Annotated in this window: 15 protein-coding genes; 8 read left to right on the forward strand and 7 right to left on the reverse strand. The window is 63.7% G+C overall.

What is annotated here, in order from left to right; genetic code table 11:
• Positions 1-72: 72 nt before the first annotated feature.
• Entirely contained in the window at positions 73-1,572 is a 1,500-nt protein-coding gene (locus HY26_RS16580; protein ID WP_034766845.1) for a glycerol-3-phosphate dehydrogenase, read from the reverse strand.
• 8 nt (positions 1,573-1,580) lie between these two features.
• Positions 1,581-2,213, reverse strand: coding sequence for a J domain-containing protein (locus HY26_RS16585; protein ID WP_034766847.1), 633 nt, complete (start codon positions 2,211-2,213; stop codon positions 1,581-1,583).
• A 31-nt stretch (positions 2,214-2,244) separates the two neighbouring features.
• Between HY26_RS16585 and HY26_RS16590 the strand changes: the two genes are divergently transcribed.
• Entirely contained in the window at positions 2,245-2,523 is a 279-nt protein-coding gene (locus HY26_RS16590) for a BolA family transcriptional regulator (protein ID WP_112074148.1), read from the forward strand.
• Positions 2,524-2,595: 72 nt separating this feature from the next.
• The gene (locus HY26_RS16595) at positions 2,596-2,973 is read left to right on the forward strand and encodes a hypothetical protein (protein WP_112074149.1); all 378 of its coding nucleotides are present in this window, start codon (positions 2,596-2,598) and stop codon (positions 2,971-2,973) included.
• Here HY26_RS16595 and HY26_RS16600 read toward each other — a convergent pair.
• The 3 genes from HY26_RS16600 to HY26_RS16610 are packed head-to-tail and all read right to left on the reverse strand — an operon-like array spanning position 2,953 to position 5,935.
• Positions 2,953-4,215: an HlyC/CorC family transporter gene (locus tag HY26_RS16600; protein WP_034766852.1), complete on the reverse strand. Its 1,263-nt coding sequence runs from the start codon at positions 4,213-4,215 to the stop codon at positions 2,953-2,955. The genes HY26_RS16595 and HY26_RS16600 overlap by 21 nt on opposite strands.
• 20 nt (positions 4,216-4,235) lie before the next feature.
• Positions 4,236-5,366: a 3-dehydroquinate synthase gene (aroB, locus tag HY26_RS16605; protein ID WP_112074150.1), complete on the reverse strand. Its 1,131-nt coding sequence runs from the start codon at positions 5,364-5,366 to the stop codon at positions 4,236-4,238.
• Positions 5,363-5,935: a shikimate kinase gene (locus tag HY26_RS16610; protein WP_034766856.1), complete on the reverse strand. Its 573-nt coding sequence runs from the start codon at positions 5,933-5,935 to the stop codon at positions 5,363-5,365. The genes aroB and HY26_RS16610 overlap by 4 nt, the downstream gene beginning before the upstream one ends.
• Before the next feature lie 109 nt (positions 5,936-6,044).
• Here HY26_RS16610 and HY26_RS19320 point away from each other — a divergent pair, with 109 nt between their 5' ends.
• The 3 genes from HY26_RS19320 to HY26_RS16620 all read left to right on the forward strand — a co-directional run bounded on the left by HY26_RS19320 (position 6,045) and on the right by HY26_RS16620 (position 10,026).
• The gene (locus HY26_RS19320; RefSeq protein WP_139068928.1) at positions 6,045-6,179 is read left to right on the forward strand and encodes a DUF945 domain-containing protein; all 135 of its coding nucleotides are present in this window, start codon (positions 6,045-6,047) and stop codon (positions 6,177-6,179) included.
• Entirely contained in the window at positions 6,169-7,971 is a 1,803-nt protein-coding gene (locus HY26_RS16615; RefSeq protein WP_112074151.1) for a hypothetical protein, read from the forward strand. The genes HY26_RS19320 and HY26_RS16615 overlap by 11 nt, the downstream gene beginning before the upstream one ends.
• Before the next feature lie 87 nt (positions 7,972-8,058).
• On the forward strand, positions 8,059-10,026 hold the full coding sequence (locus HY26_RS16620; protein WP_158531544.1) for a DUF3604 domain-containing protein: 1,968 nt from the start codon (positions 8,059-8,061) through the stop codon (positions 10,024-10,026).
• 72 nt (positions 10,027-10,098) lie between these two features.
• On the opposite strand, the gene HY26_RS16625 is transcribed toward HY26_RS16620, so the two are convergent.
• Positions 10,099-11,301, reverse strand: coding sequence for an MFS transporter (locus HY26_RS16625; RefSeq protein ID WP_034766859.1), 1,203 nt, complete (start codon positions 11,299-11,301; stop codon positions 10,099-10,101).
• 94 nt (positions 11,302-11,395) lie between these two features.
• On the opposite strand from HY26_RS16625, the gene HY26_RS16630 reads away from it, so the two are divergent.
• Positions 11,396-12,310, forward strand: a complete 915-nt coding sequence (locus HY26_RS16630; RefSeq protein WP_112074153.1) for a tyrosine recombinase — start codon at positions 11,396-11,398, stop codon at positions 12,308-12,310.
• 77 nt (positions 12,311-12,387) lie between these two features.
• Positions 12,388-12,624, forward strand: coding sequence for a hypothetical protein (locus HY26_RS16635; RefSeq protein ID WP_034766863.1), 237 nt, complete (start codon positions 12,388-12,390; stop codon positions 12,622-12,624).
• Between the two features lie 26 nt (positions 12,625-12,650).
• On the opposite strand, the gene HY26_RS16640 is transcribed toward HY26_RS16635, so the two are convergent.
• Positions 12,651-12,827 carry a YqaE/Pmp3 family membrane protein gene (locus HY26_RS16640; protein ID WP_112074154.1) on the reverse strand — a complete coding sequence of 59 codons (177 nt, stop codon included), beginning with the start codon at positions 12,825-12,827 and terminating at the stop codon, positions 12,651-12,653.
• A 145-nt stretch (positions 12,828-12,972) separates the two neighbouring features.
• Here HY26_RS16640 and HY26_RS16645 point away from each other — a divergent pair, with 145 nt between their 5' ends.
• On the forward strand, positions 12,973-14,028 hold the full coding sequence (locus HY26_RS16645) for a CoA ester lyase (protein ID WP_034766864.1): 1,056 nt from the start codon (positions 12,973-12,975) through the stop codon (positions 14,026-14,028).
• The last annotated feature ends 12 nt before the right edge of the window (positions 14,029-14,040 follow it).

Raw genomic sequence — 14,040 nt, forward strand, 5'->3', positions numbered from 1 at the left:
GGCCTGTCTATGGCCGCCGTACGGGGCACAGCAGCGCATGCGCGCCTGCACATAATGTCAGCAGGCGCGCCGTCAGGCGGGAGGGGTGACGGGATGACTGGTATTGAACCAGTCGGTGAAGGCGCCCTGCTCTTCTTTTGTCATGTGCAGGTAGAGCTTGGAGCGCCGATAGAGGATGTCCTCAGCGCTGCGGGCAAACTCCTGATCGACCAGCCAAGCGACCTCGCGCTCGGTCAGGCTGCCGCCGAATTCCCGGCCGAGGTCTGCCAGCGTCTCCGCATCGCCCAGCAGGTCCCGCGTGCGGGTGCCATAGGCGCGGGCGAGCCGGGTCAGAAATTCGACCGGCAGGTGCGGATGGGTCAGGACGAGGCCGGAAAGATAAGCGTCGAAATTCGCCGCTGGAATGTCGCCTCCCGGCAGGCTGGCATGGCGTGTCCAGGTCTTCGGCAGGCCCTCGAACAGGGGGGCAAGCTCTGCCACCGCTTCCTCCGCGAGTTCCCGATACGTTGTGATCTTGCCGCCGAAGACAGACAGGATCGGCGCGCCGCCCTCTGTTTCATAGTGCAGCACAAAATCCCGTGTGACCTTGGAGGCAGACGCCGCATGATCGTCATAAAGCGGGCGCACGCCGGAATAGGTGGCAACGACATCGTCAGGCGTGATGGCGCGCTGGTAGTATTCGCTCGCACCGGCGCAGAGATATTCGATCTCTTCCTGGCTGATCTCAACCTTGTCCTTGTCGGCGGTGTACGGAATGTCTGTCGTACCGATCAGGGTGAACTCGCCGCGCTCGTATGGGATGGCGAACATGATCCGGCCGTCGGCATTCTGGAAGAAATAGGCATGCTCGCCCTCATGCCATTTCGGCACGATGATGTGGCTGCCTTTGACGAGGCGGAGGTGCGTGGTTTCATCCTGTGGATCGGCAAGATCGATGATCTCGTCCACCCAGCCGCCTGCCGCATTCACCACTGCCTTGAACTGGCGGGTCTCCGTTCCCCCGTCTGACGCGAATGTTGCGTCCCAATGGTCCTTGTGCCGGACGAGCTTCGTGCAGGCCGTGCGCGTCAGCACCTCTGCGCCGCGCTCTTTCGCGTCCACTGCGTTCAGCACGACAAGGCGCGAATCTTCCACCCAGCAATCGGAATATTCGAAGGCCAGCCGGAATTCCTCCTTGAGCGGATCGAGCTTGTCCGTCTTGCCCCGGTGCAGCGTGGAGGTCGCGGGTAGCAATTTCCGCCCGCCGAGATGGTCATAGATAAACAGGCCCAGCCGGATCAGCCAGGCCGGGCGCTGACCCTTGTCGTGCGGCAGGACGAACCGCATCGGCCAGATGATATGCGGCGCGGCGCGCAGCAGGATTTCCCGCTCGATCAGTGCTTTGCGCACCAGCGCAAAATCATACATTTCAAGGTAGCGCAGCCCACCATGGATCAGCTTGGTGCTGGCGGAAGATGTATGCTGGGCAAGATCGTCCTTCTCGACGAGCACGACATCCAGTCCGCGTCCGGCCGCATCGCGGGCAATGCCGGTGCCGTTGATGCCCCCGCCGATGACGAGCAGGTCCTGCACGAGGCGCCCTACCCTTTCATCAGGCCGGCGGCCTTGAGCAGCTTGCCTGCCCGCAGCACGCGCTGAAGCTTGTCTTCCGACGACCGGTCACCCTTGTTAGAGTCCGGGTGGAAGCGGCGGACATATTCGGCATAGCGCGCGCGGATCTCGTTCGGCGAAGCGTCGATCTCAAGATCCAGTTCGCGCAGCGCCCGGGCCTGCAGGCCGGAGCGGCGGCCGCCAGTGGCATTGCCGGTCGCCTCGGCCACATCGTCCATGTCGAAGAAACGGCGGCCTGCCCAGCGGCGCGGATCGAACTGGTCAGCGCTTTTCTTGCCAGCCATCGGTCCGGTACCGAAACGCCAGGTACGCTTGTGGCCGAATCGCTCGGCCCGCGCGAAGGCCGCGGCTTCGGCCTGAGACATACCTTCGAAGAAATTGAAGCTGCGATTGTATTCGGCGATGTGCTTGGCGCAGAAGTAATGGCGCCCGTTCCCCTTGGCCCCGCGCTTCGGCGCCGGGTGACTGCCTTCGAGGTCGCATCCCTTGTGATCGCAGACACGAGTCTTGCGCGCGCGCTCACGCGACACCTCGTCGGCCGGCGGGTTCACCCTTATATCGGTGAACTTGACACGGTATGGGTATGGATCGCCATCGGACATGACCCGGGATAATAGGGAGTGCGCGTTAAAGATGCCACAACTGACTGACAGACTGTCGCGGATTCATGAGCTTTTGACTGAAGCTTTTCAGCCGGTGGAGCTGGAAATCACAGATGACAGCGCAAAACATGCCGGTCATGCGGGCGCCCGCCCCGAAGGCGAAACACATTACAGCGTGAGAATCATCTCCGCGGCTTTCGAAGGCCTGTCACGCGTACAGATCCAGCGCAGTGTGATGCTGGCCCTGCAACAGGAATTCGATACCGGCCTGCATGCGCTGGCCCTGAAGGCGAGTGCGCCAAAGTCCTGATTTTTGGGATTCTTCGGAACCCCTTTCCCTACCTGAACGTATTCTCTTCAACACCGTCGAGGAGAACGGGTGATGGTAATCAGGATGATCATGGCGGCGCTGACCGCAGGCGGTTGCGTGTGCGCAGCGTCCGCCAAGGAGACAAGCGCCAGTTTCGATACGCGATTCGAAGCCCGTGCTGACCTCGGCATACTGTACCAGATTCGCGACACGGTCTGCGCGACAGGTGACGAAGTGCTGTTCCTGCCGGTGTCTCACGACGTGCCCACAAGCGAGATGAGCTACGCCCTCGTGCCAGCAGACAATCTGAATGTGATCAGCGCCCATGTCGTGACGCCCGACCAGCGCGTCTGGCTGATCCGCCATGGCTGCCACAGCCCGGCGGCGCGCCAGCCGGCTTCCATGAATGTGTCGACCGTGACGCCGGACTCAGGCGGGTTCGATTACTGAGATATTGAGGCCTGTCACCTGGTTGCGCTGGCGGCGCAGCACATTGAACCGGTAGCCGTGGAACACGAAGCTCTGCCCGGCTTCCGGGATGGTCTGCGCTTCGTGGATCACAAGGCCCGCCACCGTGACGGCTTCATCATCTGGCAGGTTCCAGTTCATCGCGCGGTTCACATCGCGGATTGGCACCCAGCCATCGACATTGACCGAGCCATCCTCCTGCGGGCGCACGCCCTGTACGGCAATGTCATGCTCATCATGGATTGAACCAACGATCTCTTCGAGAATGTCTTCCAGTGTGATCAGGCCCTGAAGCTCGCCATATTCGTCGATGACGAGGGCAAAGTGACTGCGCTCCTTCAGGAAGGCATCGAGCTGGTCCTGCACGGGTGTCGTTTCCGGCACGAACCAGGGCTTGCGCATGATGGAATCGAGGTCGAGGCTGGCAAGATTGCCGCCGAGCGGGATGATCGCACGCAGCAAATCCTTGGCATGAAGGATGCCGACAATCTCTTCCTTCTCACCGCGATAGAGCGGGATGCGCGTATGGGGGCTGGCCAGCGCCTTCATCACCATCTGGCGCGGGTCCAGGTCGGCGCTCAGCATCTTGATGTTCTTGCGGTGGATCATGACGTCTTCGACGGTCAGTTCCTTGAGATCCAGTGCGCCGACGAGGCGCTGCCGGTCGGCGGCGGCGACACCGCCTTCGAAGGCGTGCAGGTCGATCGCACCGCGGATCTCCTCATCCGCCGTGATCGCTTCGGCCGGCGCGCCAAGGCCCAGCAGTTTCAGCGTCACCGTAACGATTGCCTGGATCGCCGTCACGATCCACGACACCAGCGCCACGAGGACGGAAATGATGCCCGCCACCGTCATCGCCATCGCATCCGGGCGGCCGATCGCATAGGTCTTCGGCATGACTTCGGCGAAGACGAGCACGAGGATCGTCATCACACCGGTCGCCATCGCCATGGCCATACCGCCCTGCCCGAACAGCTGGGTAAACAGCGACGTCGCAAGCACGGAGGCGAGGATGTTCACCACATTGTTGCCCAGCAGGATCGAGCCGATCAGCCCTTCCCGGTTGGAGATCAGCCGGTTCACGGCGGCGGCGCGCTTGTCGCCGTCCTTTTCCAGCGCATGCATGCGCGCGCGCGAGGCCGCCGTCAGCGCCGTCTCGGATCCCGAGAAGAAGCCTGAAAGCGCCAGCAAGACGAAGATGGCGATGATGTAACCGGCGATCATGTCAGCCCGTATGTCCCCTGTTATCCCTCAAGTGTCTCGCCGCGCAGGAAATCTTCCACTGCGGCAAGGTCTGCATCGGGATGAATGTATGCCTGTCCGATGCCGCGGGCGAGAATCAGCGGCACTTTCCCGCCGCTGGCCTTCTTGTCCTGCTGCATCAGGCGGACGAGTTCGCTGGCCGTATACGTCCCGCCCTGCCGGCCGGGAATGGCCGCTTGCAGTCCGGAGGCTTCCAGCACCCGGCGTACCCGCGCGGCATCTTCCGCCGGCGTGATACCCTTGGCGGCGCCATACCGGAAGGCGAGCGCCATGCCGATGGAGACCGCTTCGCCATGCAGCAGGTCCGGACGGTAATTGTTTGCCGCTTCCAGCGCATGACCGAATGTATGGCCAAGGTTCAGCAGCGCGCGCACGCCCTTCTCGGTTTCGTCCTCTGCGACGATGGCGGCCTTCGCCCGGCAGCTGACGGCAACAGCATAAGTGATCGCGTCTGCTTCCAGTGCCAGCACGCGCGCGCCATTCGCTTCCAGCCAGTCGAAAAAGGCCGGGTCATTGATCAGGCCGTATTTGACGATCTCGGCATAGCCCGCGCGCAGCTCCCGTGCCGGCAGCGTGGCGAGCAATTCCGTGTCGGCGATCACCAGCCGGGGCTGGTAGAAGGCGCCGATCAGGTTCTTGCCGCGCGGGCTGTTCACCGCTGTCTTTCCGCCAACGGAGGAATCGACCTGCGCCAGCAGCGTCGTCGGCACCTGCACAAAGCCCATGCCGCGCTTCATCAGGCTGGCCGAGAGGCCCGCAATATCCCCGATCACGCCGCCGCCGAGCGCGATCAGCATGTCGGACCGATCCGCCCCGCCTTCAAGCAGCCAGTCGAGAATGGCTTCGAGATTGGAAAAGCTCTTGGTCTTCTCGCCCGGCGTCAGCATCAGCCAGCTGGACGTGATGCCGGAAGCCGACAGCACCGCCTCGACACGGGCCCGGTGCGCAGCGGCGACATGCTCATCGGTCAGCACGAAGACGCGCTTCTGCTTCAGCATCGGCGCAAGGCGCGGGCCGAGCTCCTCCAGCGCGCCATGGCCGACAAGGATATCGTAAGACCGGGCGCCGAGATCGACAGACACGGTTTCCAGTTCGGGGGCAGTCACGCTCATTCGGGTTTCCAGGTCTTCAGGGCCTTCAGGATGGCATTCACCGTGTTCGTGTGCGGACCGTCCTTGGAGCGCACGACGAGATCGGCCTGCGAATAGATCGGCGTGCGCTCTGCCAGCAGGTTCGTCAGCACACTCTTGGCATCGCCGCGCTGCAACAGCGGGCGTGTATCGCGCTTCTGCACGCGCTTCCACAGGGTTTCGAGATCTGCGTTCAGCCACACGGTCACGGCGTGCTCCCGCATCAGGGCGCGGGTCTCCTCATTGAGATAGGCTCCGCCCCCGGTGGCCAGCACATGCGGCGGCATCGCCAGCAGGCGTTTCAGCACCTGCTGTTCGCCGCGCCGGAAATCCGCCTCGCCATGCAGGGCGAAGATGTCGGAGATCGACAGGCCCGCCGCCTTCTCGATTTCGGTGTCGCTGTCATAGAATGGTCGGCCCAGCTTCTCGGCGAGCCGCCGCCCGACAGTCGATTTGCCGGCGCCCATCAGGCCGACAAGCGCAATTGTGCGCGACTCATAAGGCAGAGCCGCCGGTTTTTCTTGCGCTGGACTGTCGCTGTCAGATGGCATTCTGGACTTTCATGGCCGGTTCGGTTCAATTCCTATAGAGACGGTAAGGCCTTCGCAATTGGTGAAGGTGGGCCGCAAAAGACCGAATACAACCCAGAGGTGTGATCTCATGCGCAAATTCCTGATCCTGCTCGGACTCTTGGCGGTGATTGGGCTGGCAGGCCTGTGGTGGCTGGGCACCAAGGCAGAGCAAGGCAAGCCGGCCCCGGGCGAGATCCGGATCGAGGTTGAAGATGTGGTCTAGACGGGCCCTTGCCGGCGCGGTTCTGGCTACACTCCTTGGTTGTCCGGCGCACGCGCAGATCGAGGACAGCTGGCTCGAACAGGTCGATCCCTGGGGAATCAGTTACCTCGGCGAGGACGAACCGGCCCTGCGAACGCGCATGTGGCGCGGCGCGCGCGGGGAAGACCTGCTGGCGCTGATGCAGGATGCCCGCACCAAGGGCCTCAGCCCCGCCGAACAGATCCTTATGCGCCGCCTGGCCTTGTCGGGCGGGCGCGCCCCGGAGGGTGAAGACCGTGACACCCTGCTCGCCGAACGCGCCCGGATTGCGTTCGAGCTTGGCGAAGCCGCGGCGGCTGCGGGTCAGTTCTCTGAATTGAAGTCACCTCCGCCCGGTGTGGATGCCCTTGCTATGGCCGCAGACCTGAACCTTGTCCTCGGCAATGAAGCGACCGCCTGCGAGGCGCTGAACACGCCGAACCCTGAGAGCGACTACTGGCCGAGGCTGCGCGCCGTCTGCGCCGCGCTTGCGGGCAACACGTCCGGCGCCGAGCTTGCCATGGAGATGGCGCAGGCCCAAGGCGTGGATGATGGCTGGCTGGCAAGCGCGATCTTCGCCATGTCCGGCGTCACGCCGAACCCGCCCAAGGCAAGATTCGACAGCGGCATCGGCTTTGCCATGTCGAACCGCGCCGTTCTGGAAGTCACGCCCGACGCCGTCCCGCAAGACCGGGCCGACATCGCCGCCGCCATGGCGCGCCGCAAGCTGACGCCGCCGGACGTGCGCGTCAAAGCGGCCCAGATTGCCGCCGAAGCGGGCTTGATCGACCGCGAAGAATTCCGCATCGCCTACAATTCCGCCCTCGCCGCCGACGGGTTCAATCCGCGCACCCTGCTCAGCGAAGCCATGTTCGCTGCCGCCGACGGGATGAGCAGCGACGCTGAAACGGCAAAGGCCATCGCTGCCGCGCTGATCGAGGCAGAAGAAAGCCCGGCCCATTTCGCCGCGACGGCCAGCCTGTTGCGGGCCGGGATGGCGAAGCTGCCGCTCAGTCCCGACACCGAGGACAAGGCCTTCCTTTTCGCCCGCGCCAATATTGCTGCCGGTGAATTCGATGAAGCTATCCGCTGGGTCACGCCGCCAGAGCCGGAACCGGAACCTGCCGCCCCTGAACCGACGCTTGAAGAGATCGGCCCCGCCCCGGAAGACGCCGAGGCAAGCGGCCCGGCAAACCTGCTGGTCCCGACCGGCATCACGATCGAAACTGGCGGCCCGCCGGAGGATACCGATGCGGAGGAGGCTTCCGATGAGCTTCTCGCAGAAGGCGAAATGCTGCCGGACGAAGAAGACCCCGTTGCAGAGCCGCCGACTTTCGAGGCTGCCTGGATCGGCGCGCTGGTCATTCTTGCAGATGCTGACGCCCGCAAGGACGCCATTGAGGCCGCGGCCGACCAGCTGATCGCGGCCGCACAGAATGAAGAAAAGGCCGAAGCCGCCGCGCGCATGTTCGCACTCTGGTCCGCAGCCGGGACGGCGCCACCATCCGAGGCGCGGACCTTCCTGTCCATCGAAAGCCCGACGGCAGACTCCTCGTCCGCCCCCGGCGACGCGATTGCCATCTGGGCCGCAGCCCGGTCCGGCACCGCCGCGGAAGTCGTGCTGCGGACCGTCTCGCTTACCAATGGCGATCCATCCGAACTCGGCCTTGCGGATATTACGCTGATCCTCGCCGCGCTTGAGGATATCGGTGCAGGGGACGCCGCGCGCCTGCTGGCGCTTGAGGCAACCGGCTACTGGAAAGAAACGCCCTGATCCGAACTCCCGCTTGATCTCTGCCGAAAAAGGCAGATGCTGTGCCACAATTGGAAGGCCCGACCGAGAGGCCCGAGGGAGGAATTCATGAAATATCTGGGACAGGCGAGCCTCGCCGCCCTGATGCTGGCGGCTGCCTGCACAGCCCCGCAGGATACTGCATCCGCGCCGGACGCCGCGGCCAGCACGCCGGAAACACTCGCCGAAACCACACCAGCCAAAGCCGCGCCCCCTGCCCCGGCAGGCCGCGTCGCCCTGTTCGGTGACCTGCACGTCCACACCGGCCAGTCCTTCGACGCCTTCATTTCCTCCGTCCGTGCGACGCCGGACGATGCCTACCGCTTTGCCAAGGGCGAGAAGATCACCACCGACGGCGGCTATGACGTGCAGCTGAATGGCCCGCTCGATTTCCTCGCCGTGACCGACCATGGCGAATACATGGGCATCATGCCGGCCATGGCAACACCAGGCACGGCCCTCTCGCAGACCGCCTTCGCAAAGACCGTGTTCGGACCAGATGCCGAGAACCCGGCCCAATCCTTCCAGAATGTCGGCCTGACCATCGTCTCCGGCGACGAGATCGAGGAGATCTACGACCGGGACGTGATCGATTCGGCCTGGCAGCGCGCCATTTATGCGGCCGAACGCCATTACGAGCCCGGCAAGTTCACAACCTTCGCCGGGTATGAGTTCACGGCTATGACGCCGGTGCTGGAATCCGAAATCCCGGCGGCGGCGAACCTGCACCGCAATGTCATATTCCGCGGCGAAGCGCCCGCGCGCCTTTTCTCCACCCTCGATTCACCGAACCCGGAGGATCTCTGGTCCTGGATGGACGCCCAGCGCACAGGCGGTCGGGACGTCATGTCCATCCCCCACAATTCGAACGCGTCCAATGGCGAGATGTTCGCCTCCGAAACCTATGAAGGCGGCGAGCTGACGGCGGACTATGCTGTCACCCGTATGCGCAACGAGCCGGTGATTGAGATCACCCAGATCAAGGGCACGTCTGAAGTTCACCCCTCCCTCTCGCCGAATGACGAGTGGGCGAATTTCGAACTCTACGAGACCTTCATCGGCAGCGCTGCGAAATCCTCGCCGCATATCGGGGACTATGCCCGCAATGCGCTGGCGCGCGGCCTCGGCCTCGCCGACACGAAAGGCTTCAACCCGTTCAAGTTCGGCTTCATCGGGTCCAGCGACACCCATATCGGCGCCGGCCCCTTCATTGAAGAGAAGTTCTGGGGCAAGTTCCCGGTAGATGGCGCAGATCCCGCAGCCCGCCATTCCATTCCGCCGGATGGCGCAATGACCTGGGACGCGACCGAAGCCGAGGCGTCCATTCCCGCCGATGGCGTGATGGTTCCGAACATGCGCCGCCTCCTGGCTGCCAGACAATACAGCGCCTCGGGCCTTGCTGGTGTGTGGGCGGATGAAAACACGCGCGAAGCCATCTTCGATGCCATTCGCCGCAAGGAGACATTCGGCACGTCCGGCCCGCGCATGAAGGCCCGCATGTTTGCGAGCTTCGACTATGATGAGGCGATCCTCTCCGATCCGGAGCTTGTCGCCAGTGCTTACGAGGCCGGCGTGCCGCAGGGCAGCATGCTGTCCGGCACAGGTACCGCACCGAAAATCCTCGCCTGGGCGATGCGCGATCCGGATTCCTATCCCCTGCAGCGTCTGCAGGTCGTGAAGGTCTGGACCGATGCGGACGGCACCGCGCATGAGGCCGTCTATGACGCGGCCTGTTCCGGCGGCACCTTGCCCGATCCGGATACTCATCGGTGCCCGGATAATGGCGCCAGCGTCAATCTCTCCGACTGCTCCACAGATGACGCCACAGGCGTTGGTGAGATGAAAGCGCTCTGGACAGACCCAGACTTCGACGCGGCCCGACGCTCCGCCTACTATGTCCGTGTGCTGGAAAACCCATCCTGCCGCTGGTCCAGCTGGGATGCCGCACGCAACGGCACGCCGCCCAATCCGGACATGCCCTCCACGATCCAGGAACGCGCCTGGACGAGCCCGGTCTGGTATAATCCTGAAGGCTGAGACAATTTAGCTTGCCGCGCAAGGCAGACACCCTGCTCTGCGCCCCCCGGACCTCCAGCCGGACATGACACCTCACGCCTCTGGCTTGACTTTCTTCATAAGGAACACGCTGACAAGGAGAATGGACAAGGCGGAAAAGAACGCGCCCGTAAAGAAGGTGGCGGAGGAACCCGCCCGGTCCCACAGGATACCGGCCAGAAGGCTGGCCACCAGAAGCGCAATACCGGTGAACATGTTGAACAAGCCGAACGCTGAAGCCCGCAGCCCGGCTGGTGCGCGGTCCGCCACCAGCTTCGACAGCAAGCCCTGACTGAACGCCATGTGTACACCCCACAGGGCAATGCCCGCAAAACTGCCGGCAAGCCCGCCAGACAGGGCAAGGCAAAGATCGGCACCCACAAGGGCCAGCAGCGCGACAATCAGGAGACGGGCCGGCGGCATCTGGTCCGACAGCAATCCGGCAGGATATGCACCAAGCGAATAGACAATGTTCATCGCAACCAGGACAAGCGGCGCCAGGGCAAGCGGAAGTCCGGCCTGATGCGCCTTCAGCACAAGGAAGGCTTCGCTGAAGCGCGCGAGCGTGAAGACCACACCGACAATGACGACCACCCAGAAAGCCCGTCCCAGTCCCGCCAGGTCCTGAAGCCGGACCGGCGACCGGGAAACCGGCGCACCCCCCGAGCCCTGGTCCTCCACGCCTAACAAGACACAGAGAACAGCAATCATCCCCGGCACCAGCGCGAACCAGAAGACCGCGCGCATATTTTCGGCCAGCAGGAACATCAATCCGATCGCGATCAGCGGGCCGATGAAGGCCCCTGCCGTATCGAGGCTCTGGCGAAGGCCATAGGCGCGCCCGCGCACCTCTTTCGGGGTTACATCCGCAATCAGCGCGTCCCGCGGGGCACCGCGAATGCCCTTGCCGACCCGGTCAGAGAACCGCGCCAGAAGCACCATGCCCGGCGCCCCCGCCAGGGCGAAAAGGGGCTTCGACAAAGTACCAAGCCCGTAGCCAAGCAGGATGAGCGGTTTTCGCCGTCCGAACCGGTCGGACGCGTAGCCCGAAAACACTTTCACAATGGCGGCTGCCGCCTCCCCCACCCCCTCGACGATCCCGACATAGATGGCGCTGGCCCCGAGCGCCGTCGTCAGGAACAATGGCAGCAGGGCATGGATCATCTCGGAAGAGATATCCATGAAAAGGCTGACCAGCCCAAGCGCCCACACAGTGCGTGGAATTGCAGCGCGAAGCGGGCGGGGTGTTTGCGGCATGACCGCATTCTCCGGCGCATGTCGCCCGGCCGCAAGCCAATGGATGACGCCGTTCGTTCACACCCCCTCAACCAGACCCGCGCATACTGGCTTCATGTCTGATCGCGCGCGTATTGAAGCCTTCCTTGAAATGATGTCCGCCGAGCGGGGCGCTTCGCCCAATACGCTCGACGCCTATGGCCGCGACCTGCTGGACGCTTCGGAATATTGCGGCGGCAAGCTGGAGACCGCGGGCCCGCGCGATCTTGCCGGATGGCTAGCCGATCTTGCCGCGCGCGGCATGGCGCCCTCGTCCCAGGCACGCAAACTCTCCGCCGTGCGCCGCTTCTTCCGCTTCCTGTTCGAAGAGGGCGACCGCAAGGACGACCCGACCGCAAAACTGGACGGGCCGAAACCCTCCCGCGATGTGCCGGACGTGCTGTCGCGTGAGGAAATGGCCCAGCTGATCGATGCCTGCGGCGAAGACCTTCGGCTGAAGGCCCTGGTTGAGCTGCTATATGGCGCGGGCCTGCGTGTATCAGAACTCGTCTCGCTAACGCTTGGCTCCCTCCCCCGCCGCAAGGGCGAGCGCTGGGTAACGCGCGATGTCATCATCCGCGGCAAGGGCGGCAAGGAACGCCTCTGCCCGCTAGGCGGCCCGGCGCTGGCAGCCTTGTCAGATTGGCTGGCCGTGCGGGAAGAGCACCTTCCGAAGAACAGCCTCGCCCGGACGCGCGCTGAGAAGTTCGTGTTCCCATCGCGCGGAAAGGAAGGCCACCTCACGCGCCGCCGCCTCGGCCAGTTGCTGGAAGAGCTCGCCATCATGGCCGGTATAAGGCCGAACCGGGTACACCCCCACGCCCTGCGCCATGCCTATGCCACCCACCTCCTGATGGGCGGCGCAGACCTGCGCAGCGTGCAGACCCTCCTCGGCCACGCCGACATCGCGACGACCCAGATATACACCCACGTCCTCACCGATGAGCTCGCCGAACTGCTGGAAACCGCCCACCCCCTCGCCCGCAGTTAAAGGCGACAACGGCTAAACACGCTTGCGATCAGGCGCGCGTGGAACGATATTGATGGCAACAGATGTGGAGAGTCCCCATGGGCCCGTTGATGAAAGCGATCATTCCGGCAGCGCTGCTCACTGAGATCGCCGCCATTGTCTTCTTCACCGCCACTTGGTCGATCCTGGCAGAGATGCATTTCGGATCATCCGTTATCCTGGGCGGGGAAGCCGTGACTGCGATTGGTGTGGTCGCCATTGGTATTGCCGTATTCCGCCGCGCCATCCGCTCCGAAAAGCGCATGGCCGCTGGTGAAACGACCGCCGACGCCTGAATAGCGGCCGCTGCCTCACCAAGACCCTAGATCTCGATTGCGTCCGATCCACGGGTCTGGACCCAGAAGGCGTGGATGACGCCCGGGAGCCAGCCAATCAATGTGAGAAGCACATTGAGCAGAAGCTGCGTACCGATCCCTTCCTTGAGTGCCACAGGCACAGGCGGGAACAGGATGGTGAGCAGGATCATCAGAATGGACATGATATTACCTTTCTCGTCAGCTCTTCTGCCGGATCAACGCCCCGGCGAGACAGTCGTTCCATCTGCCGCCAACGCGGCCAAATGGCGATTTGACGCGCTGCAACATTCGCCCTAGGCGTATCGGCAAAAGTCAGGGGCAGAGAACATGTCACAGAAAACACCGCGTAATTTCTTCAAGCCGCTCGCCATCGGCGCGCCAGAGCCGATGCGGGACCTTCCCGTCAAGCTGGAGCGGATGATCCATTTCGTCCCGCCGCATCTCGACAAAGTGCGCGCGAAAGTGCCAGACATGGCTCCCGGCGTGGACGTGATCCTGGCCAATCTGGAAGACGCGATCCCGGCCGACGCCAAGGATGCCGCCCGCGCCGGCGCCATCGAAATGGCCTCCATGTATGACTGGCAGGGCAAGGGTACGGGCTTCTGGAGCCGCGTGAACCCGCTGAACTCCCCCTGGTTCCAGGAAGACGTCTCCCAGCTCGTTCTGAACGCCGGCCACCAGCTGGACGTGATCATGCTGCCCAAGGTCGAAGGCCCCTGGGACATTCACTTCGCCGACCAGTATGTCGCCCAGCTGGAAGCAAAGGCCGGCCTCACCCGCCCGATCCTGTTCCACGCGATCCTCGAGACCGCCCAGGGCATGGCGCTGGTCGAGGAGATCGCCCTTGCCTCCCCGCGCATGCAGGGCATCAGCCTCGGCCCGGCAGACCTTGCCGCAGACCGCAAGATGAAGACAACCCGCGTTGGCGGCGGCCACCCCTTCTACCGCGTGATCGAAGATCCGAAGGAAGACGGCAGCGCCCGCGCTTCTGCCCAGCAAGACCCGTGGCACTATACGATCGCCCGCATGGTGGATGCCTGCCGCATGGCCGGCATCAATGCCTTCTACGGGCCTTTCGGTGACATCGCCGACCTCGACGCCTGCGAACAGCAGTTCCGCAACGCGTTCCTGCTCGGCTGTTCCGGCACGTGGAGCCTGCACCCGAACCAGATCGCCATCGCCAAGCGCGTGTTCAGCCCCGATCCGAATGAGGTGAAATTCGCCCGCAAGATCCTGGCCGCCATGCCGGACGGCACCGGCGTCGCCATGATCGACGGAAAGATGCAGGACGATGCCACCTGGAAACAGGCCAAGGTGATCTCCGATCTCGCCGACCTCGTCGCCTCGAAGGATCCGGATCTCGCCGCCGCCTACGCGGACTGATCCTGGCATCTC

It is taken from the genome of Hyphomonas sp. GM-8P, assembly GCF_003263315.1.
Classification (GTDB): Bacteria; Pseudomonadota; Alphaproteobacteria; order Caulobacterales; family Hyphomonadaceae; genus Hyphomonas.